Origin of the sequence: Agrococcus sp. Ld7, from assembly GCF_045064095.1 — a bacterium.
Taxonomy (GTDB): domain Bacteria; phylum Actinomycetota; class Actinomycetes; order Actinomycetales; family Microbacteriaceae; genus Agrococcus.
This window is the reverse complement of record NZ_JBISGY010000026.1, coordinates 183971-207266: the sequence shown is the minus strand read 5'-3', so window position 1 is coordinate 207266 and position 23296 is coordinate 183971. Positions and strand designations below refer to the sequence as shown.

The following is a 23296-nucleotide window of genomic DNA, read 5'->3' as shown; positions in this document are numbered from 1 at the left end:
GTGGAGCACGGCGGATCCGCCCGGCAGCGCCTAGTCTCGCTGCGTGCCCGTCGACTCCCGCGATCCCGTCATCGGACGGACGATCGACCGTCGCTACGAGGTCGGCGATCGCATTGCCCGCGGAGGCATGGCGAGCGTCTACACGGGGCTCGACCTGCGCCTGGACCGCAAGGTGGCCGTCAAGGTCATGCACCCCCACCTGGGCGACGACCCCGACTTCCGCGAGCGGTTCATCCAGGAGGCCAAGGCCGCGGCGCGCCTCGCGCACCCGAACGTCGTCAACACCTATGACCAGGGCGAGGACGGCGATCTCGCGTGGCTCGTGATGGAGCTCGTGCCGTCGATCACGCTCCGCGACCTGCTCGCGGAGCGCGGGCGGATCACCGCGGAGCAGTCGCTCGACGTGCTGGAGGCGGTGCTCGCCGGGCTCGCTGCCGCGCACCGCGCCGGCATCGTGCACCGCGACCTCAAGCCCGAGAACATCCTGCTGGCGCACGACGGGCGCATCAAGATCGGCGACTTCGGCCTCGCACGGGCGGCGACCGCGAACACCGCCACGGGCAAGGCGCTGCTGGGCACCATCGCCTACCTCTCCCCCGAGCTCGTCACGCGCGGCATCGCCGACACCCGCAGCGACATCTACGCCGTCGGGATCATGCTGTTCGAGATGCTCACGGGCGGCCAGCCCTTCACGGGCGATGAGCCCATGCAGATCGCCTACCAGCACGCGAACGACGAGGTGCCGCTGCCCTCGAGCGTCGCCCGCGGCATCCCGGAGGCACTCGACTCGCTCGTGCACTGGGCGACGCAGCGCGATGCGAACCTGCGCCCGGCGGACGCGGGCGAGATGCTCGCGGAGCTGCGTGCGATCCGCGAGCGCGGCGTGCACGTGCCGACCACGGTGCTGCCCCCGCTCTCGGAGGACGATCGCTCGACGACGGTGATCGACCGGCCCAGGAAGCCGCGACGGTCGATCGCCGCGGCACCGATGGTGGTGCAGGACGCGGGCGACCCGGTCGCGACCACGGCGCTCGCGCGTCGCGTGACCGTGCGCCGCCGGCGCGGGATCCTGTGGCTGGGGCTCGTGCTGCTGGGCGCGCTGCTCGCCGCCGGCGTCGGGTGGTGGTTCAACCTCGGGCCGGGTGGCGAGGTGACCGTGCCGCAGGTCGCCGGCGAGACCGAGGACGCAGCCCTCGCGCTGCTCGAGGACTACGAGGTCGCGGTCGTCACGGACCACGACTACGACACACCGGCCGGCCGCGCGCTGCGCACCGACCCGGGTGCAGGCGCCACGCTCGGCCGCGGCGACCCCGTGCAGCTCGTGCTCTCCTCCGGTCGCCGCCAGCTGCCGCCGCCGGCGGTCGCGGGGACGCCCGTCGATGACGCGCGCGCGACGATCACCGAGGCGGGCTTCACGGTCGCCGACGACGTCGACGAGCTGTTCCACGAGTCGGCGCGCGGCACGGTCATCGTCGCCTTCGCCGATGGCACCGACATCACGCAGCTGGAGACGCTCGAGGAGCGGTCGCCGATCGCGCTGCGCGTCTCGCTCGGCCCGATCCCGGTCGCGGCCGGCCAGCCCGCCGACGACGCGAGAGCAGCGCTCGAGGCCGTCGGGCTGGCTGCCGACTTCGCTGCCGAGGAGCACTCCACCGAGGTGCCCGCCGGCCACCTCATCCGCATCGCCATCCCCGAGGGGGCGGTCCGCAAGGATGCCACCGTCACCGGGGTGGTCTCGCTCGGCCCGCGCATGGTCACGGTGCCGGATGTCGTGGGCAAGCCCATCCCCGAGGCCATGGAGGAGCTCCGCGCTGCGGGGCTCGAGCCCGCGCTCGAGACGAACATCCCGGAGCCGCTGTGGAGCTTCCCCGGCTCGAACATCCGCTCGCAGGGCACCGAGCCCGGCACGTCGGTCGAGGAGAACGCGACCGTCGAGCTCGACGCGACCTACTAGCCGGAGATCACGGCGTGGACGCGGCGCGCAGCTCCTCGGCCACCAGGAACGCGAGCTCGAGCGACTGCTTGTGGTTCAGTCGCGGATCGCACAGCGACTCGTAGCGGCTCTCGAGCCCGAGCTCGTCGATCTCCGACGACCCGCCCAGGCACTCGGTGACGTCGTCGCCCGTGAGCTCGACGTGGATGCCGCCCGGGAAGGTGCCGACCTGCTTGTGCGCCTCGAAGAAGCCGCGCACCTCGTCGACCACGTCGTCGAAGCGGCGCGACTTGTAGCCGTTCTTCGTGGTGATGCCGTTGCCGTGCATCGGGTCGGTGACCCACAGCGGCGTCGACTCGAGCGACTTCGACGCCTCGAGCAGACCCGGGAGCACGTCGCGGATCCTGCCGGCGCCCATGCGCGTGATGAACGTGAGCCGGCCGGGCTCGCGCTCCGGGTCGAGCCGGTCGACCAGCGCCTCCATGTCGGCCGGGGTGGTCGTGGGTCCGAGCTTCACGCCGATGGGGTTGCGCACCCGCGAGAAGAAGTCCACGTGCGCGCCGTCCAACTCGCGCGTCCGCTCGCCGATCCACTGGAAGTGGCTCGACGTGTTGTAGGCGAGGCCCGTGCGGGAGTCGATGCGCGTGAGCGGGCGCTCGTAGTCGAGCAGCAGGCCCTCGTGGCCGGTGAAGAACTCGACGCCCTTGAGCTCGTCGAAGTTCGCGCCCGCCGCTTCCATGAAGCGCACTGCGCGGTCGATCTCGCCCGCGAGCGCCTCGTAGCGCGCGAAGGACGGGTTCTCGGCGAAGCCCCTGTTCCAGGAGTGCACCTGCCGGAGGTCGGCGAAGCCGCCCTGCGTGAACGCCCGCACGAGGTTCAGCGTCGATGCGGCCATGTGGTAGCCGCGCAGGATCCGCTGCGGGTCGGCCGCCCGCGACTCGGGCGTGAAGTCGAAGCCGTTCACGATGTCGCCGCGGTAGGCCGGCAGCGTGAGATCGCCGCGCGTCTCGCTGTCGCTCGAGCGCGGCTTCGCGAACTGCCCGGCCATCCGGCCCATCTTGATGACGGGCATCGCCGCGCCGTAGGTGAGCACGACGGCCATCTGCAGGATCGTCTTCACCCGGTTGCGGATGTTGTCCGCCGTGGCGCCCGCGAAGGTCTCCGCGCAATCGCCGCCCTGCAGCAGGAAGGCCTCGCCGCGGGCCGCCGATGCCAGCCGGTCGCGCAGCTGGTCGACCTCACCGGCGAAGACCAGCGGCGGCGCGCTGCGCAGCTCGCGGCGCACGCGCTCGATCGCGGCCTCGTCCTGCCAGGTCGGCTGCTGCTTGACGGGCAGCGCCCGATACGCGTCGAGACCGCGCTCGATCGAGGTGGGCTCGGCGAAGCCGTGCTCGAGTGTCTCGGGGATCGTGGACGCGTCAGTCATGCATGCCTCTGGCTCTCGCGGCGCGCTCTGCACCGCGAGCCAGTCTACCGGCGCGAGCGTGCCTCAGCGGCGAGCCGCCAGTGCCTTGCGCTCGGCCTCGACGCGCGCCTTCGCGCTGGAGGCGTAGACATCCACGTACTCCTGGTCGGAGAGCCGGTTGATGGTGACCATGATCTCGTCGGTGATGGAGCGCAGCACGAAGCGATCGCCCTCGAGGTTGTAGTAGCGCGAGAAGTCGATCGGCTCGCCGAAGATCATCCCGATCCTGCCGACGCGCGGCAGCCGCCGACCGATGGGCATGATCTTCTCGGTGTCGACCATCACGCAGGGGATCACGGGCACGCGCGCGTCGAGCACCATGCGGGCGACACCGGTGCGGCCGCGATAGAGCTTGCCGTCGGGGCTGCGGGTGCCCTCCGGGTAGATCCCGATCAGCTGCCCGCCCTGCAGGTGCTCGAGCGCGGCATTGAGGCTCTGCGAGCTCTTCTCCCCGCCCGAGCGGTCCATCGGCAGCTGGCCCACCGCCAGGAAGAACCAGCGCAGCAGCCGCCCCTTGACGCCCTTGCCGTTGAAGTAGTCGGACTTCGCCAGGAAGTAGACGCGGCGCTGGAGCACGAGCGGCATCAGGAACGAATCGATCACCGACAGGTGGTTGCCGGCGATGATGGCGCCACCCGACTCGGGGAGGTTGTCGAGGCCGACGACCCACGGCCGGAACACGCGCGTCATGTACGGGCCGACAATCCAGTGCCGGAGCAGCCAGTAGATCATCGCCACCTCCTCTGGCCATCGAGCCTAGGGCAGTCGGATCATCCCGACAGACATGCGCGCCCATGAGGGATCCTCGTCCGCTCGACCGTAGACTGAGCCCAACGCACGACCGCCGAAGGAGTCCCAGTGCCTCAGTTCACCGCCCCCGAGGGTGTCATCCCTCCCGTCGTCGCGCCCGACCCAGAGGCCAACACCACCGACCTCCTCGAGGACACGGTGCGGGCCACCCCTGACACGCCGCTGTTCGCGGTGCCGGACGGCGAGGGCTGGCGCGACATCTCGGCAGCCGAGTTCCGTCGCCAGGTGATCGCGCTCGCGAAGGGCTTCGTCGCCGCCGGCGTGCAGCCGGGCGACATCGTCGGCTTCATGTGCAAGGTGCGCTACGAGTTCTCGCTCGTGGACTTCGCGCTCTTCTACGCCGGCGCCCACATGGTGCCGGTGTACGAGACCTCCGCCCCGTCGCAGATCCAGTGGATCCTCTCCGACAGCGGCGCCAACCGCGTCATCCTCGAGGACGCCGACCTGGTCTCGCGATTCGATGAGGCGCACGGCGACCTCCCAGACGTGACCGACGTCTGGCGCATCGACCGCGGTGACCTCGACCGGCTCGTCGAGCAGGGCAGGGATGTCAGCGACGAGGAGATCGAGCAGCGTCGCAGCAAGGATGTCGGCAGCGACCTCGCGACGCTCATCTACACCTCGGGCTCCACCGGGCGGCCGAAGGGCACCATCCTCACGCACGCCAACTTCGTCGAGCTGTGCCGCAACGCGAAGCACGAGATGGCAGAGGTCGTATCGCCCGGCGCATCGACGCTGCTGTTCGTCACGCAGGCGCACGTGTTCGCGCGGTTCATCTCGGTGCTCGGCATCGCATCGGGCGTGCGCGTCGGGCACCAGTCGGACACCACGCAGCTGCTGCCGTCGATGGCCTCGTTCAAGCCGACCTTCTTCCTCGCCGTGCCGCGGGTGTTCGAGAAGGTCTACAACGCGAGCGAGCAGAAGGCCGAGGCCGGCGGCAAGGGCAAGATCTTCCGCGCCGCGGCGCAGGCTGCCGTGGCGCACTCGAAGGCGCTCGACGCCGGCTCCGTGCCGCTCGGGCTCAAGCTGCGCTTCGCGGTGCTCGACGCGCTGGTGCTGAAGAAGCTGCGGGTGGCGCTGGGCGGCAACGTCAAGTACGCCGTCTCCGGCTCCGCACCGCTCGGCACCTTCCTGGCGCACTTCTACCGATCGCTCGGCATCCAGATCCTGGAGGGCTATGGGCTCACCGAGACCACCGCGCCGCTGACGGTCAACGTGCCGTCGAAGTTCAAGATCGGCACGGTCGGGCCGGCGCTGCCCGGCAACGGCGTGAAGATCGCCGAGGATGGCGAGATCCTCGGCAAGGGCTACGCGGTCTTCCAGGGGTACTGGAAGAACGAGCAGGCGACGAAGGAGTGCTTCACCGAGGACGGCTGGTTCCACACCGGTGACATCGGCCAGCTCGACGAGGACGGCTACCTCACCATCACGGGCCGCAAGAAGGAGCTCATCGTCACGGCCGGCGGCAAGAACGTCGCGCCGAACACGCTCGAGGACCCGATCCGCTCGAACACCATCATCGGGCAGCCGGTGGTCGTCGGCGACCAGCGCAAGTTCATCGCTGCCCTCATCACGCTGGACGCCGACATGCTCGGCACGTGGCTGAAGAACCACGGCCACGACCCCTCGATGTCGCTGGAGGAGGCGGCCGCCTTCGGCCCCGTGATCGACGAGGTGCGGGCGGCCATCGTACGTGCGAACAAGCACGTGTCACGCGCGGAGTCGGTGCGCAAGTTCGCGATCCTGCCGGTGGAGTTCGTCGAGGCGAACGGGCACCTGACGCCCAAGATGTCGATCAAGCGCCACAACATCCTGCAGGACTTCTCCGCGCAGATCGACGACATCTACGCGTCGAACTCGACCGCGCACGACGTGGGCGAATGATCCGCTGAGCAACGACGAGGGTCCCTGCTTCCGCAGGGGCCCTCGTCGTTGCGAGCTCAGTACCAGTCGGCCTTCCGCACCTCCGCCATGGCGACAGCTCGCATGTCCTTCTCCAGCGCCTGGAGGTAGAGCCGGCCATCGAGATGAGCCATCTCGTGCTGCAGCATCTGCGCCATGAGGCCCTCGCCCTCGAGCACCACCTCGTCGCCAGCGGTGTCGACGCCGATGACGCGGCAGAACGGGTGTCGCGGCGTCGGGAAGCCGAGCTCCGGCACCGAGAGGCAGCCCTCGTCGACCAGTTCCGGCTCGCCGCGCACCTCGTCGATGCGGGGATTGAGCACGTAGCCGAGCTCGCCATCGACGAGGTAGGCGAACGCCGCCTTCGCGACGCCGATCTGGCATGCCGCGACGCCGGCGCGACCGGGCAGCCGCACGGTGTCGAGCAGGTCCTGCACGAGCGCCGCGGTGTCGGGCGAGGTGGGGTCGACGGGGCTCGCGCGCTCGCGCAGCACCGGATCGCCGAAGACGCGGATCTCCCTCACGCTCATGCCGACTGCACCACCACGATGAGGTCGCCTGCCTCCACGGGCGTGGTGCCGGAGAGCGCGAGGCGCTGCACCGTGCCGGCGACGGGCGTGGTGATGGCGGCCTCCATCTTCATGGCCTCGATCGTCGCGACCGGGTCGCCGGCGGCGAGCGTGTCGCCCTCGGCCACTTTCACGGTCACTGCACCGGCGAACGGTGCAGCGACCTGGCCGGGCACGGACGCATCCGCCTTCTCCGCCTTCGGCTTGTCGACCGTGACGCTGCGGTCTCGCACATAGACCGGGCGCAGCTGGCCGCCGAGCACCGTCATGACCGTGACCATGCCGTCCTCGTCGGGCTCGCCGAGCGCCTCCAGCTCGACGTTCAGCGTGACGCCGCGACCGATGCCGACGTGATGCTCCTCCCCCGGCTGCATGCCGTAGAGGTAGTCGATCGTGTCGACGACGGAGAGGTCGCCGTACTGCGCGCGGCTCTCGTCGAACGCCTGCGTGGGGCCGGGGAACAGCAGCTCGTTGAGCGCGTGCTGCCGGTCGGCACCGGGTGTCCGCAGCCTCGCCGCCTGCGCCTGCTCGAGCGGCGCGACGGCGATGTCCACGTCGCGGCCGGCGAGCACCTTCGATCGGAACGGCTCCGGCCAGCCACCCGGCAGGTCGCCCAGCTCGCCGGCCATGAAGCCGATCACGGAGTCGGGGATGTCGAACTTCCGCGGGTCCCGCTCGAACTCGTCGGGGTCGACCCCCTGCGCCACGAGCTGCAGCGCGAGGTCGCCGACCACCTTCGACGATGGCGTCACCTTCGTCGGGCGACCGAGGATGCGCGAAGCGGCCGCGTACCAGTCCTCGATCTTCTCGAAGTCGTCGGCCATCCCGAGCGCGATCGCCTGCTGACGGAGGTTCGAGAGCTGACCCCCGGGGATCTCGTGCCGGTAGACACGACCGGTGGGGCCCGGCAGGCCCGATTCGAAGGGCTTGTAGAGGCGTCGCACCGCCTCCCAGTACGGTTCCAGATCGCTCACCGCGTCGAGCGAGAAGCCCGTATCGCGCTCGGTGTGCGCGACGGCGGCGACGAGCGCCGAGAACGACGGCTGGCTGGTCGTGCCCGCCATGGGCGCGCTCGCGACATCCACGGCGTCGACGCCCGCTGCGGAGGCGGCCAGCAGCGTGGCGAGCTGGCCTCCCGCGGTGTCGTGCGTGTGGAGGTGCACGGGCACGTCGAAGCGCTCGCGGAGCGCCGCGACGAGCCTCGAGGCCGCCCCCGCGCGCAGCAGGCCCGCCATGTCCTTGATCGCCAGCACGTGCGCGCCGGCGTCGACGATGCGCTCCGCGAGGCCGAGGTAGTAGTCGAGCGTGTAGAGATCCTCCGCCGGATCCAGCAGGTTACCGGTGTAGCACAGCGCCACCTCCGCGACCGTGCTGCCGGTCGCCAGCACCGCATCGATCGCGGGGCGCATCTGGTCGACATCGTTGAGGGCGTCGAAGATGCGGAAGACGTCGATGCCGGTCGCGGCCGCCTCCTCCACGAACGCGGTGGTGACCTCCGTCGGGTAGGGGGTGTACCCGACGGTGTTGCGGCCGCGCAGCAGCATCTGCAGCGGCACGTTCGGCATCGCCTCGCGCAGTCTCGCCAGTCGCTCCCACGGGTCCTCGCCGAGGAACCGCAGCGCGACGTCGTAGGTGGCGCCGCCCCACGCCTCCATCGACAGCAGCTGCGGCGTCATGCGGGCGACGTGCGGCGCGACCGCGACCAGGTCGGCCGTGCGCACGCGCGTGGCCAGCAGCGACTGATGGGCATCGCGGAAGGTCGTCTCCGTGACCGCGAGCGACGTGCGCTCGCGGAGCGCGCTCGCCCAGCCCGCCGGCCCCAGCTCCAGCAGCCGCTGGCGCTCCCCCGCCGGGACGGGTGACTCCAGATCGATCTGCGGCAGCTTGATCGCGGGGTTGATGGCACCGTCTGCGGTGCCGTGCGGCTTGTTGACGGTGACGTCGGCGAGCCACGAGAGCACCTTCGACGCGCGATCCTTCGGCGGGTTGATGCGCGTGAGCTCTGGGTGCTCGTCGATGAAGTGGGTGGAGACGTCGCCGGCGCGGAACTCCGGGCTGTCGAGCAGGTTGAGCAGGAACGGGATGTTCGAGGCGACGCCGCGGATGCGGAACTCGCTCACCGCGCGGTGCGCGCGGCGGATCGCCGTGTCGAGGTCGCGCCCGCGGCAGGTGACCTTCGCGAGCATCGAGTCGAAGTGCGGGCTGACCTCGGTGCCGGGGTTGATCGTGCCGCCGTCGAGGCGCACGCCCGCACCTCCGGGCGAGCGGTAGGCGGTGATGCGGCCGGTGTCGGGCCGGAAGCCGTCCGCGGGGTTCTCGGTCGTGACGCGGCACTGCAGCGCCGCGCCGTGCATCCGGATGCTCTCCTGCAGCAGGCCGAGCTCGGCCAGGGTCTGCCCCGCCGCGATGCGGATCTGGCTGCCGACGAGGTCGACGTCGGTGATCTCCTCGGTGACCGTGTGCTCGACCTGGATGCGCGGATTCATCTCGATGAACACGTGCTGCCCGGCTCGGGAGCCTGCGGTCTCGAGCAGGAACTCCACCGTGCCGGCGTTCACATAGCCGATCGACCTCGCGAACGCGACCGCGTCGCGGTAGAGGCTCGCGCGCTGCTCGTCGCTCAGGTTCGGGGCGGGCGCGAGCTCCACCACCTTCTGGTGCCGGCGCTGGACCGAGCAGTCGCGCTCGAACAGGTGCACGGTCTCGCCCGTCGCGTCGGCGAGGATCTGCACCTCGATGTGGCGCGGCCGGACCACGGCCTGCTCGATGAACATCGTCGCGTCGCCGAACGCGCTGTCGGCCTCGCGCATCGCGGCCTCGAGCGCGTCGCGGAGATCCTCGCGGCGCTCGACCAGCCGCATGCCACGCCCACCGCCACCTGCGACCGCCTTGCAGAAGACCGGGAAGCCGATCTCGTCGGCGCCCGAGATCAGTGTGTCGAGGTCGCTCGTCGCGGGCGTGGAGCGCAGCACCGGCACGCCTGCCGCGGTCGCGTGCTCCTTGGCGGTCACCTTGTTGCCCGCCATCGCCAGCACCGACGGCCCTGGGCCCACGAAGGTGATGCCCGCTGCGGCCGCCGCGGTGGCGAGCTCCGGGTTCTCGCTCAGGAAGCCGTAGCCGGGGTAGATCGCATCCGCGCCCGCATCCTGCGCGACCCGGATGATCTCGCTCACCGTCAGGTAGGCGCGCACCGGCCGGCCCGGTTCGCCGATCTGGTAGGCCTCATCGGCCTTCTGGCAGTGCAGCGAGTTGCGATCCTCGTGGGCGTAGACGGCGACCGTCCTGATGCCCAGCTCATTCGCCGCCCGGAAGGCTCGAATCGCGATCTCGCCGCGGTTGGCTACGAGCAGCTTCGTGAACATCCAGGAACCCTCCGAGGTGTGGCGCGCTTGGCCTCCAATGTAGTGCCGCTAGGCTTAGCCGCCGTGCACGTACTCTCCATCAGCTCCCTCAAGGGCGGCGTCGGCAAGACGACCGTGACGCTCGGCCTTGCCTCCGCCGCATTCGCGAAGGGCCTCCGCACGCTCGTGGTGGACCTCGACCCGCAGTCCGATGCCTCCACGGGCATGGACATCGAGATCGAGGGGCGGCTCAACATCGCCGATGTGCTCTCGAACCCGAAGGACAAGGTCGTCCAGCAGGCGATCTCGCCCTCCGGATGGACGCAGGGGCACGGCGGCACCATCGACGTGCTGATCGGCAGCCCGTCCGCCATCAACTTCGACGGCCCGCACCCGACCATCAAGGACATCTGGAAGCTCGAGACGGCGCTGACGACCGTCGAGAACGACTACGACCTCGTGCTGGTCGACTGCGCGCCGTCGCTCAACGCCCTCACGCGCACCGCCTGGGCGGCTTCCGACCGCGTGCTCGTCGTGACCGAGCCGGGCCTGTTCTCGGTCGCCGCCGCCGACCGCGCGCTGCGTGCGATCGAGGAGATCCGACGCGGGCTGAGCCCGCGCCTGCAGCCGCTCGGCATCGTGGTGAACCGAGCGCGCCCGCAGTCGCTCGAGCACCAGTACCGGATCCAGGAGCTCAAGGACATGTTCGGGCCGCTCGTGCTCGACACCGTGCTGCCAGAGCGCACCTCGATGCAGCAGGCGCAGGGCGCCGCCCGGCCGCTGCACGTGTGGCCCGGCGAGGGCGCGCAGGAGATGGCGCTGCAGTTCGACGAGCTGCTGCAGACCGTGCTGACCGCCGCCGGCCGTATGGGCGATGAGGCGGCCTCCGGGCGCAGGATCCCCGCGCCGACCGCCGCGGTCGACGCCACCGCCGCCGCCGAGCTCGACCAGGCGGCTGCGGAGGCGGCCGACGCCGAGTCCGGCGACGCGCGCGCGACGGACGCCACCAAGCAGTAGGTCGGGTCGCGGGCGCCGCGTCGCGATCAGGCGGTGCGGCTCCTGCGCGCACGACGGGCCGCGAGCTCGTCGACGGGCTGCTGCTCGACCGGCGTGACCTCGAGCTCGATGAGCTGCGTCTCCACCTCGCGCAGCACCTTGCCGACGGCGATGCCGAACACGCCCTGCCCGCGGCCGAGCAGGTCGATCACCTCGTCGCTCGAGGTGCAGAGGTAGACGCTCGCGCCGTCGGAGATCAGCGTGGTCTGCGTGAGGTCCCGCACGCCGGCGTCGTGGAGCTGCTGGATCGCGACGCGGATCTGCTGCAGCGAGATGCCGGTGTCGAGCAGTCGCTTGACGAGCTTGAGCACCAGGATGTCGCGGAACGAGTAGAGGCGCTGGCTGCCGGAGCCGTGCGCGGGTCGGATCGTGGGCTCGACGAGTCCCGTGCGCGCCCAGTAGTCCAGCTGGCGGTAGGTGATGCCCGCGGCGTCGGCGGCGATCGCACCCTTGTAGCCCACCGCGTCGCGCTCCTGCGGGAGGCCGTCGGTGAACAGCAGACCGGAATCGCGGCCGCTGTGGCCGTCCTGATCCTCGATGCCGTCGCGCATGGCCGTCCCTTCGCTCTGCCGAGCTCAACCTTCAAGTTGCAGTTGAGTGTTGGCCCACCGTATCGACTCGATGCCCCGAGATCGTGCAACTGCAGGTCGGTGCGGCGTGTCGAGGCCGAGTCTACGCCCTGCCGCCGACGAGCGGCATGGGCGCGCCCCTCAGGCGCCCAGCGCGTCGCGGGTGAGCTGGTCGCGCACGGACTGGATCTGGCTGGCGAGGTCGCGAGCGGCCTCCGCGGCCCTCGCCTGACTGCCCGTCTCGCGGCGACCGCGCATGGGCTTGAGCGCTGACTCGATGAGCGCGGCCTCGCGCTGCGCCGACTGCCGCATGCCGCGAAGGTGCCTGGGCTCGATGCCGAAGCGCTGCAGCTCGACGAGCGCCTTGAGCGACTGCACGGCGCCGTCGCCGAAGGGCTCGCTGCCCGGCACCAGCTGTGCGGAGATGGCGTCGGTGAGCAGCTGCTTCGTGGCGCCCGCCTCGGCCTGCAGCTCCGCACGCGAGAGCCGGCGCTCGACGCCCAGGATCGATGGCGCATCGACGCGCACGTTCGCACCCGGCACCTGCGGCGTGCGGCCAGCGTCGATGTCCTCGAGGTGGCCGAGGATGACCTTGAGCGGCAGGTAGTGATCGCGCTGCAGCGTGAGGATGTAGCGCAGGCGCTCGAGATCCGCGGCGTCGAACTTGCGGTAGCCGCTCGCCGTGCGCTGCGGCGAGATGAGCCCCTGGTCCTCCAGGAAGCGCAGCTTCGACGGCGACAGATCGGGGAACTCCGGGCCGAGCTTCGCGAGCACCTGCCCGATGGAGAGCAGGCCCGCGGGCTTCCGCGCGGCCTGTGCGCTCACGCGCGCTGCTCGAGGTCGAGCCGCGAGCGGTAGAAGGTCAGGCGGAACTTGCCGACCTGCACCTCAGCACCATCGCGCAGCTCGACCGCGTCGACGCGCTCGCCGTTGTGGTAGGTGCCGTTGAGCGAGCCGAGGTCCCGCAGCGCGAAGCTCGTGCCCGTGCGTGCGAACTCCGCATGCCGGCGGGAGACCGTGACGTCATCGAGGAAGATGTCGGCATCCGGGTGGCGACCGGCGATGGTCGAATCCTGATCGAGCAGGAAGCGAGCACCGACGTTGGGGCCGCGACGCACGACGAGGATGGCGGAGCCCGATGGCAGCGATGCCACCGCCTCGCGGTCCTCTGCGGTGGTGCCCTCGATCATGGCAGCCAGCTGGGCGCGGTAGTCATCACCCCACGACTGCGTGCTCTCGCCGTCCCTGCCCGGCTTCTGGGCGTCGTGCTCGGTCATGCGCATCCTCCACGCGGACGGTGCCGGCGAGTGCCGGCGGGCGATCAGCATAGCGATCGAGCCTGTGCCTCGGCCCTGTCGGGACGGCAGGCGCTCGTCGCCTGAGAGGCCACCCTAGCGAATGCTGCGGCGGCCGGGCGTCACGCGAGTCCGACGAAGCGGCGCAGCAGCGCTGCGACGATCGCGGCCGCGATCACCGCGACGATGAAGGGTGCCCGAATCGCGAAGAGACCGGCTGCCACGAGCACTGCCGGGATGCGGGCGTCGAGCACGATCCCGGTGGCTCCGCCGAGCGCCTGGACAGCGACGAGGCCCGCGAGCAGCGACACGGTGAGCAGCTCGAGCGTGCGCCGCGGGCGCGGCTGCTCGAAGACCCGCTGCGGCACCGCGTAGCCGACCAGCTTGATGGCGAGCACGGCGATGGAGGCGAGCAGGATGGCGTGCCAGAGCGTCACGAGTGCCTCCCCGCAGCGTGGTCCGGCCCGCCGGTGTCCGGCAGCGCCGCCTCGTGCCTGGGCCCGAACGCGTTCGTCACGCCGACCAGGATGCCGACCGTCGCGGCGACGATGACGGGCATGCCCGCGGGCACGACCGGCAGCAGCGCCGCGGCGAGCACGGCGCTCGCCGCGGCCACCGCAACGGCCTGCCGCGTCCGCAGCCGCGGCCACAGCAGACCGACGAACGCCGCGGCGGCCGCCGCGTCCAGCCCCCACTGCTTGGGGTCGCCGAGCAGATCCCCGAGCAGCGCGCCGGCCAGGGTGGCGAGGTTCCAGCCCAGGTAGATGCCGATGCCCGTCACCCAGAAGCCGACGCGCTGCGCGGCAGGGCTCGTCTGGGCGAGCGCGACCGCCGTGGACTCGTCGATCGTGACGTGCGCCGTGAGCGGCACCATCGCCATCCGCGGCTGCAGCACCCGGCGCATGCTCATGCCGTAGAGACCGTTCCGCAGCCCCAGCATCGCGGCGCTCGCCACCCCCGCGAGCGCCCCGCCGGAGGCGGCCACGCCGATGAAGGCGAACTGCGAGCCGCCCGAGAACATCAGCAGGCTCAGCACCACGGTCTGCCAGAGGTCCAGCCCGCTCGCGATCGCGAGTGCCCCGAAGGAGAGCCCGTACGCGCTCGTGGCGACGGCCACAGAGACGCCTTCCCTCCACGCGCGACCCACCGCTTCCCGCTGCACCGATCCAGCCTACGCGGGGCCGCGCCGGCCGCACGGCTAGCCTGGAGCGCATGCACCCCATCGTCGGCGAGGACGGCCTCGCGCGCCCCGCGTGGGCCGCCGCCGACACGATGCTGCGCGACTACTACGACCATGAGTGGGGCATGCCGGTGCGCGACGAGACGGGCCTGTTCGAACGCCTCTCGCTCGAGGCGTTCCAATCGGGGCTGTCGTGGGCGACGATCCTGCGCAAGCGAGGCGCGTTCCGGGAGGCGTTCGCGGGCTTCGATCCGGATGCCGTCGCGAGCTTCGGCGCGTCGGACGCGACGCGGCTGATGGCGGACGCCGGCATCGTGCGCAATCGGCGCAAGATCGACGCCACGATCCAGAACGCCCGCGCCACGGTCGCGCTGCGCGAGGAGCAGGGACTGGCGGCGCTCATCTGGTCGTTCCAGCCGGCCACGACGCCGATGCCCGAGACCGGCGCCGACGTGCCGACCACGAGCCCTGAGTCGATCGCGCTCGCGAAGGAGCTGCGCCGTCGCGGCTTCGCGCACGTGGGCCCCACCACGATGTTCGCGCTCATGGAGGCCGTCGGCATCGTCGACACCCACCTGCTCGGCTCGCACCGCCGCGGATCGAGCGGCATCTGGGCAGCGGACGGGACCCGAGCGGAGCGAGGCAGCGCATGAGGCAGATCCTGATCGTCCAGGCACGACCGGAGGACGAGGTCGCCGACGCGGAGCTGGAGGCGATGGTGCGCTTCGGCTCGCTCGACGAGGCGCGCGTGCGACGGGTGCGGCTCGACCGAGCGCAGCCGGCGATCGACCTGCGGAGCGTGGACGGCGTGCTGGTCGGCGGCGGGCCGCCGAACTTCAGCGACGAGCACGGGCGCGAGCCCGCGCACGCCAGGACGACCGCGTGGCTCACGGAGCTCGCGAGGCAGGTGATCCGCGACGACGTGCCCTATCTCGGGGCGTGCCTGGGGCTCGGCGCCATCGTGCACGCGCTCGGCGGCCGGATGGTGCGGGGCATCGCCGAGTCGGTCGCGCCGGTCGAGATCAGCCTGGTCGGCCACGATTGGCTCACCGACGGCCTGCCGCGCTCGTTCACCGCCTTCGGCGGACACAAGGAGGGCATCGCCGAATCCCCGGAGGGTGCGACGACCCTCGCCGTCTCGGCGACCTGCGTCCACATGCTGCGCGTCGGCGAACACGTCGTCGGCACCCAGTTCCACCCGGAGCTCGACCACCTCGGGCTCGAGCAGCGCATCCGCACCTATCGGGATCACGGCTACTTCTCCCCCGAGGAGGTCGACGACCTCGTCGCGGCCGGCCGCGCCGCCCGCGTCGCCCACCCGCAGACGATCCTCGCGCGCTTCGGGCAGCGCTACGGCCTCGCGCGGTGACTGAGCGAGCAGCCGCCACGCCCTGACTCGACGGCGCGCCAGAGGGGTGCGAGGTTCCGTCTGGAGGACGACGGGCCTATGCTCGACGTCACCGCAGAGCCCCACGGCCGGAGTCGCTCGTGGCAGCTGCAGAGGGAGACGACGGATGGGTGCTATCGCGATCACGGTCGATGGTGCCCCGCGCACCGCGGACGCGGCGGGGCCGCACACGAGCCTGCTGGACTGGCTGCGGGCTGAGGGGCGCACGAGCGTCAAGGAGGGCTGCGCCGAGGGCGAGTGCGGCGCCTGCGCCGTGCTCGTGGCCCGACCGGATGCCGCCGGACGGACGCGCTGGACCTCCGTGAACGCGTGCCTGCCACCGGCGCTCGCGTTCGACGGCCAGGAGATCGTCACCGCCGAGGGACTCGGCACCGCCCCGAGCGCGGGCACCGAAGGCGAGCTGCACCCGGTGCAGCGGGAGATGGCAGCGCGCGGCGGCTCGCAGTGCGGCTACTGCACGCCGGGATTCGTGTGCGCGATGGCCGCAGAGTTCTACCGCCCCGATCGAGCACCCGCAGCGCCGCCGGCCGAGGCGGCGACCGACCACGAGCGGGGCGCGAACGGGTTCGACCTCCATGCGCTGAGCGGCAACCTGTGCCGGTGCACCGGCTACCGCCCCATTCGCGACGCAGCCTTCGCCCTCGGCGACCCGGGAGCCGACGATCTGCTCGCGCAGCGCCGGCAGACGGCGGCACCCGCGCCGTGCGCCACCCGCGTGAGCACCGACCTCGGCACCTTCCAGCGCCCCGCGGATCTGGACGAGCTGACCGAGCTCCTCCAGGCGCATCCGGATGCGCTGCTGGTGGCGGGCGCGACCGACACGGGGGTGGAGCGCAACCTCCGCCACACGCGCCCTCCCCTGCTGCTCGCGATCGATCGGCTGCAGGAGCTGCGCGGGCTGGAGATCCGCGACGACGCGATCGAGATCGGAGCGGCGCTCACGCTCAGCGAGGTCGAGCTCGAGCTCAGGGGTCGGGTGCCGATCCTCGACCAGCTGATCGACAGCTTCGCGTCGCGCCTGATCCGCAACGCCGCGACCATCGGCGGCAACCTGGGCACCGGCTCGCCGATCGGCGACAGCCCACCGGTGCTGCTCGCACTGGATGCGACGCTGCTGCTGGCCTCCTCGACCGGCGAGCGCGCGGTGCCCGTCGCCGACTACTTCACCGGCTACCGGCAGACGCTGCTCGACGCGGGTGAGGTGATCCGCGCCGTGCGGATCCCGCTGCCGCTGGCGTCGCTGTCGGCATTCCACAAGATCTCGAAGCGCCGCTTCGACGACATCTCGGCGGTCGCGGTCGCGGTCGCGCTGACGCTCGAGGACGGTCGCATCGCGCAGGCGCGCATCGGCCTGGGCGGTGTTGCCGCAACACCGATCCGGGCGCTGGCGACCGAGCGGGCCCTGATCGGGCGCACCTGGAACGACGAGACCGCGCGGCAGGCCGCGGCCATCCTGCAGGAGGAGGGCACGCCGATGGACGACCATCGGGCCAGCGCCCGCTACCGCAGCGCCATGCTGGGCCAGTCGCTGCTGCGGCTGCGCGCGGGAGCGTGACGGGATGACCACGGCACTGTCCGAACGCCCCGCGAACCCGGTGGTCGGGCGCGCGGTCCCCCACGAGAGCGCGGACCTGCACGTGACCGGCACGGCGCTCTACACCGACGATCTGCTGCCGCGGATGCCCGGCGCACTGCACGCCTGGCCGCTGCAGGCGCCGCACGCACACGCGCGGGTGCGCGCGCTGCGCACCGACGGCGCGCTCGCCGTGCCCGGTGTCGTGCGCGTGCTCACGGGCGCCGACGTGCCGGGGCTCAACGACGCCGGGGTGCGTCGGGACGAGCCGCTGTTCCCCGACGAGGTGATGTATTTCGGGCACGCCGTGTGCTGGGTGCTCGGCGAGACCCTCGAGGCGGCCCGGCTGGGCGCCGACGCCGTGGAGGTCAGCTACGAGCCGCTCCCCTCGCTGCTGACGCTGACCGAGGCGATCGAGGCGCAGTCCTTCCAGGGCGCGCAGCCGATCGTGGCACGGGGCGACGCGGCCGCGGGCCTGGCCCGAGCATCCCACCGCTTCTCCGGCGCGATCGAGTTCGGCGGCCAGGAGCACTTCTACCTGGAGACGCACGCGGCGATCGCGCACCTGGACGAGGCCGGGCAGGTCTTCGTGCACAGCAGCACGCAGCACCCCTCGGAGACACAGGAGATCGTGGCGCAGGTGCTGGGCCTGCGCAGTCACGATGTCACCGTGCAGTGCCTGCGCATGGGCGGCGGCTTCGGCGGCAAGGAGTGGCAGCCGCACGGGTTGGCAGCCGTCGCGGCGCTCGGCGCCGTGCTGACGGGCCGTCCGGTGCGCATGCGGCTGAACCGCACGCAGGACATGACGATGACCGGCAAGCGGCATCCGTTCCACGCCACCTGGGAGGTCGGCTTCGACGACGAGGGCCGCCTCGAAGCGCTGCGCGCAACCCTCACCTCCGACGGCGGGTGGTGCCTGGATCTCTCCGAGCCGGTGCTGCAGCGCGCCCTCTGCCACGTCGACAACGCCTACTTCGTGCCGGACGTCGAGCTCGCGGGGCGGGTCGCGCTGACCAACAAGACGTCGCAGACGGCGTTCCGCGGCTTCGGCGGACCGCAGGGCATGCTCGTGCTCGAGGACATCCTCGGCCGCTGCGCACCGCTGCTCGGCATCGACGCCACCGAGCTGCGACGGCGCAACCTCTACGCCCCGGGGCAGCACACGCCCTACGGGCAGGAGGTCCGGCACGCCGAGCGGCTGCGGCTCGTCGTCGACGAGGTGAGCGAGCGCGCCGGCATCGACGCCCGCCGGGCGAGCGTCGCCGACTTCAACGCCGCGCACCCGCACCGGAAGCGCGGCCTCGCGCTGACGCCGGTGAAGTTCGGCATCTCCTTCAACCACACGGCCTACAACCAGGCTGGCGCGCTCGTGCACGTCTACAAGGACGGCTCGGTGCTCATCAATCACGGCGGCACCGAGATGGGCCAGGGCCTGCACACGAAGATGCGACAGGTCGCGGCCACCGCGCTCGGCGTGCCGCTGGGCCTTGTGCGCCTCGCACCCACGCGCACCGACAAGGTGCCGAACACCTCCGCCACCGCCGCGAGCACCGGCGCCGACCTGAACGGCGGCGCGGTGAAGGATGCCTGCGAGCAGATCCGTGCTCGGCTGCTCCCGGTCGCCGCGGACAGTCTCGGCGCCGACGCCTCCGACGTGCGCTTCTCCGACGGCTCGGTCACCGCGGTCGGCACCGCCGCGTCGGTGCCGTGGCCGGTGCTCGTGCAGGAGGCCTACCTGCGGCGCACCCAGCTGTCAGCCGCCGGCTACTACCGCACCGCGGGCCTGCACTGGGATCCGATCAGGATGCAGGGCGAGCCGTTCAAGTACTTCGCCTACGGGGCCGCGGTCTCCGAGTTGGAGGTCGACGGCTTCACGGGCATGTACCGCTTCCTGCGCACGGACATCGTGCACGACGCGGGCGACAGCCTCTCGCCGCTCGTGGACCTCGGGCAGATCGAGGGCGGCTTCGTGCAGGGAACGGGGTGGCTCACGCTGGAGGAGCTGCGCTGGAACACCTCGGACGGCGAGGAGCGCGGCCGCCTCATCACGCAGTCCGCCAGCACCTACAAGCTGCCGTCGTTCTCGGAGATGCCGCTCGAGCTGCATGTCCACATGCTCGAGCGAGCCACGGAGGATGGCGTCGTGTACGGCTCCAAGGCGGTCGGCGAGCCGCCGCTCATGCTCGCGTTCAGCATCCGCGAGGCGCTGCGGCACGCGGTTGCCGCGTTCGGGCCTGCAGGCCACGCGGTGGAGCTCGCCTGCCCGTCGACCCCCGAAGCGGTCTTCTGGGCGATCGAGACTGCCCGACAGGCCGGCGGGGCGTAGCCGTGGACTGGCTGCGCGCGCTCCAGCGCCTCCGGGACGAGGGTCGCTCGGCGGTGCTGATCACCGTCACGGGCACGCGCGGCCACACCCCCAGGGAGGCGGGCGCGAAGATGGTGGTCGCCTCGGACGACGCGTGGGACAGCATCGGCGGCGGCAACCTCGAGGCGAGCGCGGTCGCGCGCGCTCGGGCGCTGCTGGCCGCGGGCACCTCGGCGTCGGAGCAGTTCCGCATCGCGCTCAATGAGCACGCCGCGAACGAGCATGGGAGCCAGTGCTGCGGCGGAGAGGTGGAGGTGCTGCTCGAGCCGCTGCCCGCCCGTCCGGTCGTCGCGGTGTTCGGCCTCGGCCACGTCGGGCAGGAGCTCGGTCGCATCCTGTCGCGGCTGCCGTTGCGCGTGCACCTGGTGGACAGCCGCGCGGCCTACGTCGAGCAGATGGCGAGCGCTGGGCTGGCCGATGCCCTCGCCGACGTGCGGCTCACCCACGCCCCCGCACCCGAGACCGCCCTTGCCTCGCTGCCCGTCGACGCCCACGTGCTCGTGCTCACCCATGACCACGCCGAGGATCTCGTGCTGTGCGAGGCGGCGCTGCGCCGCGGCGACCTGGGATCGGTCGGCGTGATCGGCTCGTCGGCCAAGTGGCAGCGGTTCCGCAAGCGGCTGCGGGAGGCGGGCCACACGGAGGCGGCGATCGACACCATCACGAGCCCCATCGGGCTGCCGGAGCTGCGAGGCAAGCAGCCCGCGGTCATCGCCATCAGCGTCGCGGCCGCGCTCGTGCGCACGCTGCAGGACGAGCCCCTCGGCCCGATCGTCCTGCAGGGGTCCTCGAGCCGCGCGGTGCGCGGCTAGGTCACGCCGCGTCGCCGAGCGCGCCAGCGGTCTCGAGCAGCTCGAGTGCGCGCACGCGCTGCGAGGTCTGCCCGTGCACCGCCATGATCAGCTCATCGGCGTCGGCCCCGACCTGGAAGCGGCGCAGGGTCGCGGTCGCCGCATCGCCCGTCCCCATCGCGGTGTGCTGCGCCATCTTCATGATGCCGGCTGCCTGGGGGCTGCGAGCGAGCGCGTCGAGCTCGTCGTCGCCCACCTGCTGCGCGACCGGGCTGTCCCGCAGCAGGATGCCGCGCACGCGAGCGCGGATCGCGTCGCGGTGCATCGCTTCGGCGTCCTCGCGGGTGTCCGCGACGACGGCGTTGATGCCGGCGATCACGTACGGCGCCTCGAGCTGCTCGCTGGGCTGGAAGCGCTCGCGGTAGACGGCCACCGCCTGGTGCAGCGCGTCGGGCGCGAAGTGCGAGGCGAACGCGTACGGCAGACCGAGGGCCGCGGCGAGCTGCGCGCCGAACAGCGAAGAGCCGAGGATCGTCAGCGGCACCCTCGTGCCGTGGCCGGGCACCGCGGTGATGCCGGGCACCACCGACGCGCCCGCGAGGTAGCCGCGCAGCTCGACGACATCCTGCGGGAACTGCTCGGAGGCGCGGATGTCGCGGCGCAGCGCCGCCCAGGTGCGCTGATCGGTGCCGGGTGCGCGCCCGAGGCCGAGGTCGATGCGGCCGGGGTGCAGCTCGGCGAGCGTGCCGAATTGCTCGGCGATCACGAGCGGCGAGTGGTTCGGCAGCATGACGCCGCCGGCGCCCAGTCGGATGGTCGAGGTGTGGGCTGCCACGTGGGCGATCAGCACGCTCGTGGCGCTCGACGCGATGGTCGCCATGTTGTGGTGCTCGGCGTACCACACGCGGGCGAATCCGAGCCGCTCAGCGGCCTGCGCGAGCTCGACGGACCCGGCGAGGCTCTGCGCCGCCGTCTCTCCGGGGTGAATGGGGGCAAGATCCAGCACAGACAGACGCACCCGTCCAGCGTATGCCGGACGGGTGCGCGCGCGGATGCCGATCCGCTCATGGCGGAAACCCCAGCGCGGAAGCCTCAGATCGCCTCGAGCACGACGGCAGAGCCCTGGCCGCCACCGCCGCAGATGCCGGTCGCGCCGATCGAGCCTGCGCCGAGCTGCTGCAGCCTGCGCGCCAGGTGACCGACGATGCGCAGGCCGGAGGCGCCGATGGGGTGACCCATGGCGATCGCCCCGCCGTTGGCGTTCACGATCTCGGGGTCGACGCCCAGCTGCCGCGTCGAGACGACGCCGACGGCTGCGAAGGCCTCGTTGATCTCGACAGCACGGAGCTCGTCGGTCGTCCTGCCGGCGCGCTCGAGCGCCTGCGCGATCGCGTCCGCGGGCTGCGAGTGCAGCGACACGTCGGCACCCGCGACGAAGCCGGTCGAGAGGATCCTCGCGAGGCCCGTGATGCCGTGCGCGGCTGCGTAGGCGTCCGAGACGAGCACGACGGCGGCCGCGCCGTCGGTGATCTGGGATGCGTTGCCGGCCGTCACCGTGCCGTCCTTCGTGAATGCGGGGCGGAGGCCCGCGAGCGACTCGAGAGTCGTCTCCGCCCGCACGCCGTCGTCGGCTGCGACCGTGACGGTCTTGCGACCGGCCTTCGCCTCGATCGGCACGATCTCGTCCTCGAGCGAGCCCTCGTCCTGCGCGCGCACGAGGCGCGCGTGGGAGGCGGCGGCGAACGCGTCCTGCTGCTCGCGAGTGACCTCGAAGGCGCCGTTGTACTGGTCGGTCGACTCGCCCATGGCGACGCGGTCGAACGCATCCGTCAGCCCGTCGAACTGCATGGTGTCGATGAGGGTCGTGCTGCCGAACTTGCTGCCCGAGCGCATGGGGGCCGCGTGGGGTGCCAGCGACATCGACTCCTGGCCGACCGCGACGACCACGTCTGCCTCGCCGAGCTGGATCATCCGGTGCCCGGTCACGATCGCCTCGGTGCCGGAGAGGCACACGGCATTGACGCCCAGCGCCGGCACGGTCATCGGGATGCCGGCGGCCACCGCGGTCTGGCGCGGCGGATTCTGCCCGACCGCGGCCTGCAGCACCTGGCCGACGATCACGGCGTCGACCGCTGCCGGGTCGACGCCGGCCTTCTCGAGCGCATGCTTCGCGGCGTGCGCGCCCAGCTCGGTCGAGGGGGTCTGCGCCAGCTGGCCGAGGAACTTGGCGAACGGGGTGCGGGCGTAGCCGGCGATGATCGTCTCGGGCATGGGGCTGCTCCTTCGCGGATGGGGTACGACCCCGCCAGCGTACTCGCGGCGCCCGGCATCGACCACGCCGTGCTGCGCGGAACACCCGCGCGGGAGACAATGAGCCCATGACGACTGCCCCGAGGGCCGACTCCCCCAGTGCGCTGTTCGTGTGCGTGCACAACGCCGGCCGATCGCAGATGGCCGCCGGCTTCCTGCGGGCGCTGGCCGGCGACGTGGTGGAGGTGCGCTCTGCCGGCTCGATCCCGGCCGACCAGATCAACCCCACGGCCGTCGAGGCGATGCGCGAGGTCGGGATCGACATCACCGCCGAGAGCCCCAAGGTGCTGACCGTCGAGGCCGTGCGGCAGTCCGACGTGGTCATCACGATGGGGTGCGGCGACGCGTGCCCGATCTTCCCGGGCAAGCGGTACGAGGACTGGGCCCTCGAGGATCCCGCGGGGCAGGGCATCGAGGCGGTGCGACCGATCCGCGACGAGATCGAGCGGCGCATCCGAGCGCTGCTGGACTCGATGGGCGTGGTGCCCGTGCGCTGACCGCTCGCCTCACGGGCGGGTTCCCGCTAGAAAGGAGACCCGACGACAGGAGGCAAGCATGAGCGAGCACGAGCACCACGAGGAGCACGAGCACACCGAGCACACCGACGGCGACGGTGCGCACGAGGAGCACGAGCACACCGAGACCCACGAGCGCACGTCGACCTCGGCATCGATGCACGACCCCGAGACCGAAGAGGACACCGCCTCGGGCGGACCGGCCTGAGTCGCT

General features: G+C 71.7%; 21 protein-coding genes. 10 read left to right on the top strand and 11 right to left on the bottom strand.

Going from position 1 to position 23296, the window contains the following annotated elements; translation table 11 throughout:
• Positions 1 to 43: 43 nt before the first annotated feature.
• Positions 44 to 1954 (top strand): Stk1 family PASTA domain-containing Ser/Thr kinase, encoded by a 1911-nt coding sequence (pknB, locus tag ACJJVL_RS05805; RefSeq protein ID WP_405217406.1) that lies wholly within the window; start codon positions 44 to 46, stop codon positions 1952 to 1954.
• 7 nt (positions 1955 to 1961) lie between these two features.
• On the opposite strand, the gene ACJJVL_RS05800 is transcribed toward pknB, so the two are convergent.
• Positions 1962 to 3359 (bottom strand): class II 3-deoxy-7-phosphoheptulonate synthase, encoded by a 1398-nt coding sequence (locus tag ACJJVL_RS05800; protein WP_405217404.1) that lies wholly within the window; start codon positions 3357 to 3359, stop codon positions 1962 to 1964.
• 63 nt (positions 3360 to 3422) lie between these two features.
• Positions 3423 to 4130, bottom strand: a complete 708-nt coding sequence (locus tag ACJJVL_RS05795) for a lysophospholipid acyltransferase family protein (RefSeq protein WP_405217402.1) — start codon at positions 4128 to 4130, stop codon at positions 3423 to 3425.
• A gap of 126 nt (positions 4131 to 4256) precedes the next feature.
• Between ACJJVL_RS05795 and ACJJVL_RS05790 the strand changes: the two genes are divergently transcribed.
• Positions 4257 to 6092 carry an AMP-dependent synthetase/ligase gene (locus tag ACJJVL_RS05790; protein WP_405217401.1) on the top strand — a complete coding sequence of 612 codons (1836 nt, stop codon included), beginning with the start codon at positions 4257 to 4259 and terminating at the stop codon, positions 6090 to 6092.
• A gap of 56 nt (positions 6093 to 6148) precedes the next feature.
• On the opposite strand, the gene ACJJVL_RS05785 is transcribed toward ACJJVL_RS05790, so the two are convergent.
• Together ACJJVL_RS05785 and ACJJVL_RS05780 are read right to left on the bottom strand one after the other, a co-directional pair.
• Positions 6149 to 6640 carry a peptide deformylase gene (locus ACJJVL_RS05785; RefSeq protein ID WP_405217400.1) on the bottom strand — a complete coding sequence of 164 codons (492 nt, stop codon included), beginning with the start codon at positions 6638 to 6640 and terminating at the stop codon, positions 6149 to 6151.
• Positions 6637 to 10041, bottom strand: coding sequence for a pyruvate carboxylase (locus ACJJVL_RS05780; RefSeq protein ID WP_405217398.1), 3405 nt, complete (start codon positions 10039 to 10041; stop codon positions 6637 to 6639). The genes ACJJVL_RS05785 and ACJJVL_RS05780 overlap by 4 nt, the downstream gene beginning before the upstream one ends.
• 63 nt (positions 10042 to 10104) lie before the next feature.
• Here ACJJVL_RS05780 and ACJJVL_RS05775 point away from each other — a divergent pair, with 63 nt between their 5' ends.
• Positions 10105 to 11037, top strand: a complete 933-nt coding sequence (locus tag ACJJVL_RS05775; RefSeq protein ID WP_405217397.1) for a ParA family protein — start codon at positions 10105 to 10107, stop codon at positions 11035 to 11037.
• Between the two features lie 26 nt (positions 11038 to 11063).
• Here ACJJVL_RS05775 and ACJJVL_RS05770 read toward each other — a convergent pair whose 3' ends face one another.
• The 5 genes from ACJJVL_RS05770 to ACJJVL_RS05750 form a co-directional block, all read right to left on the bottom strand.
• On the bottom strand, positions 11064 to 11627 hold the full coding sequence (locus ACJJVL_RS05770) for a MerR family transcriptional regulator (protein ID WP_405217396.1): 564 nt from the start codon (positions 11625 to 11627) through the stop codon (positions 11064 to 11066).
• Between the two features lie 159 nt (positions 11628 to 11786).
• Positions 11787 to 12470 carry a MerR family transcriptional regulator gene (locus ACJJVL_RS05765; RefSeq protein WP_405217395.1) on the bottom strand — a complete coding sequence of 228 codons (684 nt, stop codon included), beginning with the start codon at positions 12468 to 12470 and terminating at the stop codon, positions 11787 to 11789.
• Positions 12467 to 12928 carry an FHA domain-containing protein gene (locus ACJJVL_RS05760; protein WP_405217518.1) on the bottom strand — a complete coding sequence of 154 codons (462 nt, stop codon included), beginning with the start codon at positions 12926 to 12928 and terminating at the stop codon, positions 12467 to 12469. The genes ACJJVL_RS05765 and ACJJVL_RS05760 overlap by 4 nt, the downstream gene beginning before the upstream one ends.
• Before the next feature lie 134 nt (positions 12929 to 13062).
• Positions 13063 to 13377 (bottom strand): AzlD domain-containing protein, encoded by a 315-nt coding sequence (locus ACJJVL_RS05755; protein WP_405217393.1) that lies wholly within the window; start codon positions 13375 to 13377, stop codon positions 13063 to 13065.
• A complete protein-coding gene (locus ACJJVL_RS05750; RefSeq protein ID WP_405217392.1) occupies positions 13374 to 14057 on the bottom strand; it encodes an AzlC family ABC transporter permease in 684 nt (227 codons plus the stop codon). Before ACJJVL_RS05750 ends, ACJJVL_RS05755 begins: the two co-directional genes overlap by 4 nt.
• Positions 14058 to 14152: 95 nt before the next feature.
• Between ACJJVL_RS05750 and ACJJVL_RS05745 the strand changes: the two genes are divergently transcribed.
• The 5 genes from ACJJVL_RS05745 to xdhC all read left to right on the top strand — a co-directional run bounded on the left by ACJJVL_RS05745 (position 14153) and on the right by xdhC (position 20278).
• Positions 14153 to 14773, top strand: coding sequence for a DNA-3-methyladenine glycosylase I (locus ACJJVL_RS05745; protein ID WP_405217391.1), 621 nt, complete (start codon positions 14153 to 14155; stop codon positions 14771 to 14773).
• Positions 14770 to 15489: a glutamine amidotransferase-related protein gene (locus ACJJVL_RS05740; protein WP_405217390.1), complete on the top strand. Its 720-nt coding sequence runs from the start codon at positions 14770 to 14772 to the stop codon at positions 15487 to 15489. Before ACJJVL_RS05745 ends, ACJJVL_RS05740 begins: the two co-directional genes overlap by 4 nt.
• Positions 15490 to 15634: 145 nt before the next feature.
• On the top strand, positions 15635 to 17083 hold the full coding sequence (locus ACJJVL_RS05735; protein WP_405217389.1) for a xanthine dehydrogenase small subunit: 1449 nt from the start codon (positions 15635 to 15637) through the stop codon (positions 17081 to 17083).
• 4 nt (positions 17084 to 17087) lie between these two features.
• On the top strand, positions 17088 to 19427 hold the full coding sequence (gene xdhB / locus ACJJVL_RS05730; protein ID WP_405217388.1) for a xanthine dehydrogenase molybdopterin binding subunit: 2340 nt from the start codon (positions 17088 to 17090) through the stop codon (positions 19425 to 19427).
• Positions 19428 to 19429: 2 nt separating this feature from the next.
• Complete coding sequence (gene xdhC, locus ACJJVL_RS05725) at positions 19430 to 20278, top strand: xanthine dehydrogenase accessory protein XdhC (protein ID WP_405217387.1); 849 nt, start codon at positions 19430 to 19432, stop codon at positions 20276 to 20278.
• A 1-nt stretch (position 20279) separates the two neighbouring features.
• Here the strand turns inward: xdhC and ACJJVL_RS05720 are convergent, their stop codons facing one another.
• Together ACJJVL_RS05720 and ACJJVL_RS05715 are read right to left on the bottom strand one after the other, a co-directional pair.
• Entirely contained in the window at positions 20280 to 21275 is a 996-nt protein-coding gene (locus ACJJVL_RS05720; protein ID WP_405217385.1) for an LLM class flavin-dependent oxidoreductase, read from the bottom strand.
• 74 nt (positions 21276 to 21349) lie between these two features.
• A complete protein-coding gene (locus ACJJVL_RS05715) occupies positions 21350 to 22528 on the bottom strand; it encodes an acetyl-CoA C-acyltransferase (RefSeq protein ID WP_405217383.1) in 1179 nt (392 codons plus the stop codon).
• 107 nt (positions 22529 to 22635) lie between these two features.
• Here ACJJVL_RS05715 and ACJJVL_RS05710 point away from each other — a divergent pair, with 107 nt between their 5' ends.
• Entirely contained in the window at positions 22636 to 23064 is a 429-nt protein-coding gene (locus ACJJVL_RS05710) for an arsenate reductase ArsC (protein ID WP_405217381.1), read from the top strand.
• 58 nt (positions 23065 to 23122) lie between these two features.
• The gene (locus ACJJVL_RS05705; protein ID WP_405217379.1) at positions 23123 to 23290 is read left to right on the top strand and encodes a hypothetical protein; all 168 of its coding nucleotides are present in this window, start codon (positions 23123 to 23125) and stop codon (positions 23288 to 23290) included.
• Positions 23291 to 23296: the final 6 nt, after the last annotated feature.

What these genes read in the sequence shown, in the direction of transcription:
- ACJJVL_RS05800 (WP_405217404.1), bottom strand. Translation starts at nt 3,359, where the DNA reads ATGACTGACGCGTCCACGATCCCCGAGACACTCGAGCACGGCTTCGCC.
- ACJJVL_RS05795 (WP_405217402.1), bottom strand. Translation starts at nt 4,130, where the DNA reads ATGATCTACTGGCTGCTCCGGCACTGGATTGTCGGCCCGTACATGACG.
- ACJJVL_RS05785 (WP_405217400.1), bottom strand. Translation starts at nt 6,640, where the DNA reads ATGAGCGTGAGGGAGATCCGCGTCTTCGGCGATCCGGTGCTGCGCGAG.
- ACJJVL_RS05780 (WP_405217398.1), bottom strand. Translation starts at nt 10,041, where the DNA reads ATGTTCACGAAGCTGCTCGTAGCCAACCGCGGCGAGATCGCGATTCGA.
- ACJJVL_RS05770 (WP_405217396.1), bottom strand. Translation starts at nt 11,627, where the DNA reads ATGCGCGACGGCATCGAGGATCAGGACGGCCACAGCGGCCGCGATTCC.
- ACJJVL_RS05760 (WP_405217518.1), bottom strand. Translation starts at nt 12,928, where the DNA reads ATGCGCATGACCGAGCACGACGCCCAGAAGCCGGGCAGGGACGGCGAG.
- ACJJVL_RS05745 (WP_405217391.1), top strand. Translation starts at nt 14,153, where the DNA reads ATGCACCCCATCGTCGGCGAGGACGGCCTCGCGCGCCCCGCGTGGGCC.
- ACJJVL_RS05740 (WP_405217390.1), top strand. Translation starts at nt 14,770, where the DNA reads ATGAGGCAGATCCTGATCGTCCAGGCACGACCGGAGGACGAGGTCGCC.
- ACJJVL_RS05735 (WP_405217389.1), top strand. Translation starts at nt 15,635, where the DNA reads ATGGGTGCTATCGCGATCACGGTCGATGGTGCCCCGCGCACCGCGGAC.
- xdhB (WP_405217388.1), top strand. Translation starts at nt 17,088, where the DNA reads ATGACCACGGCACTGTCCGAACGCCCCGCGAACCCGGTGGTCGGGCGC.
- ACJJVL_RS05715 (WP_405217383.1), bottom strand. Translation starts at nt 22,528, where the DNA reads ATGCCCGAGACGATCATCGCCGGCTACGCCCGCACCCCGTTCGCCAAG.
- ACJJVL_RS05710 (WP_405217381.1), top strand. Translation starts at nt 22,636, where the DNA reads ATGACGACTGCCCCGAGGGCCGACTCCCCCAGTGCGCTGTTCGTGTGC.
- ACJJVL_RS05705 (WP_405217379.1), top strand. Translation starts at nt 23,123, where the DNA reads ATGAGCGAGCACGAGCACCACGAGGAGCACGAGCACACCGAGCACACC.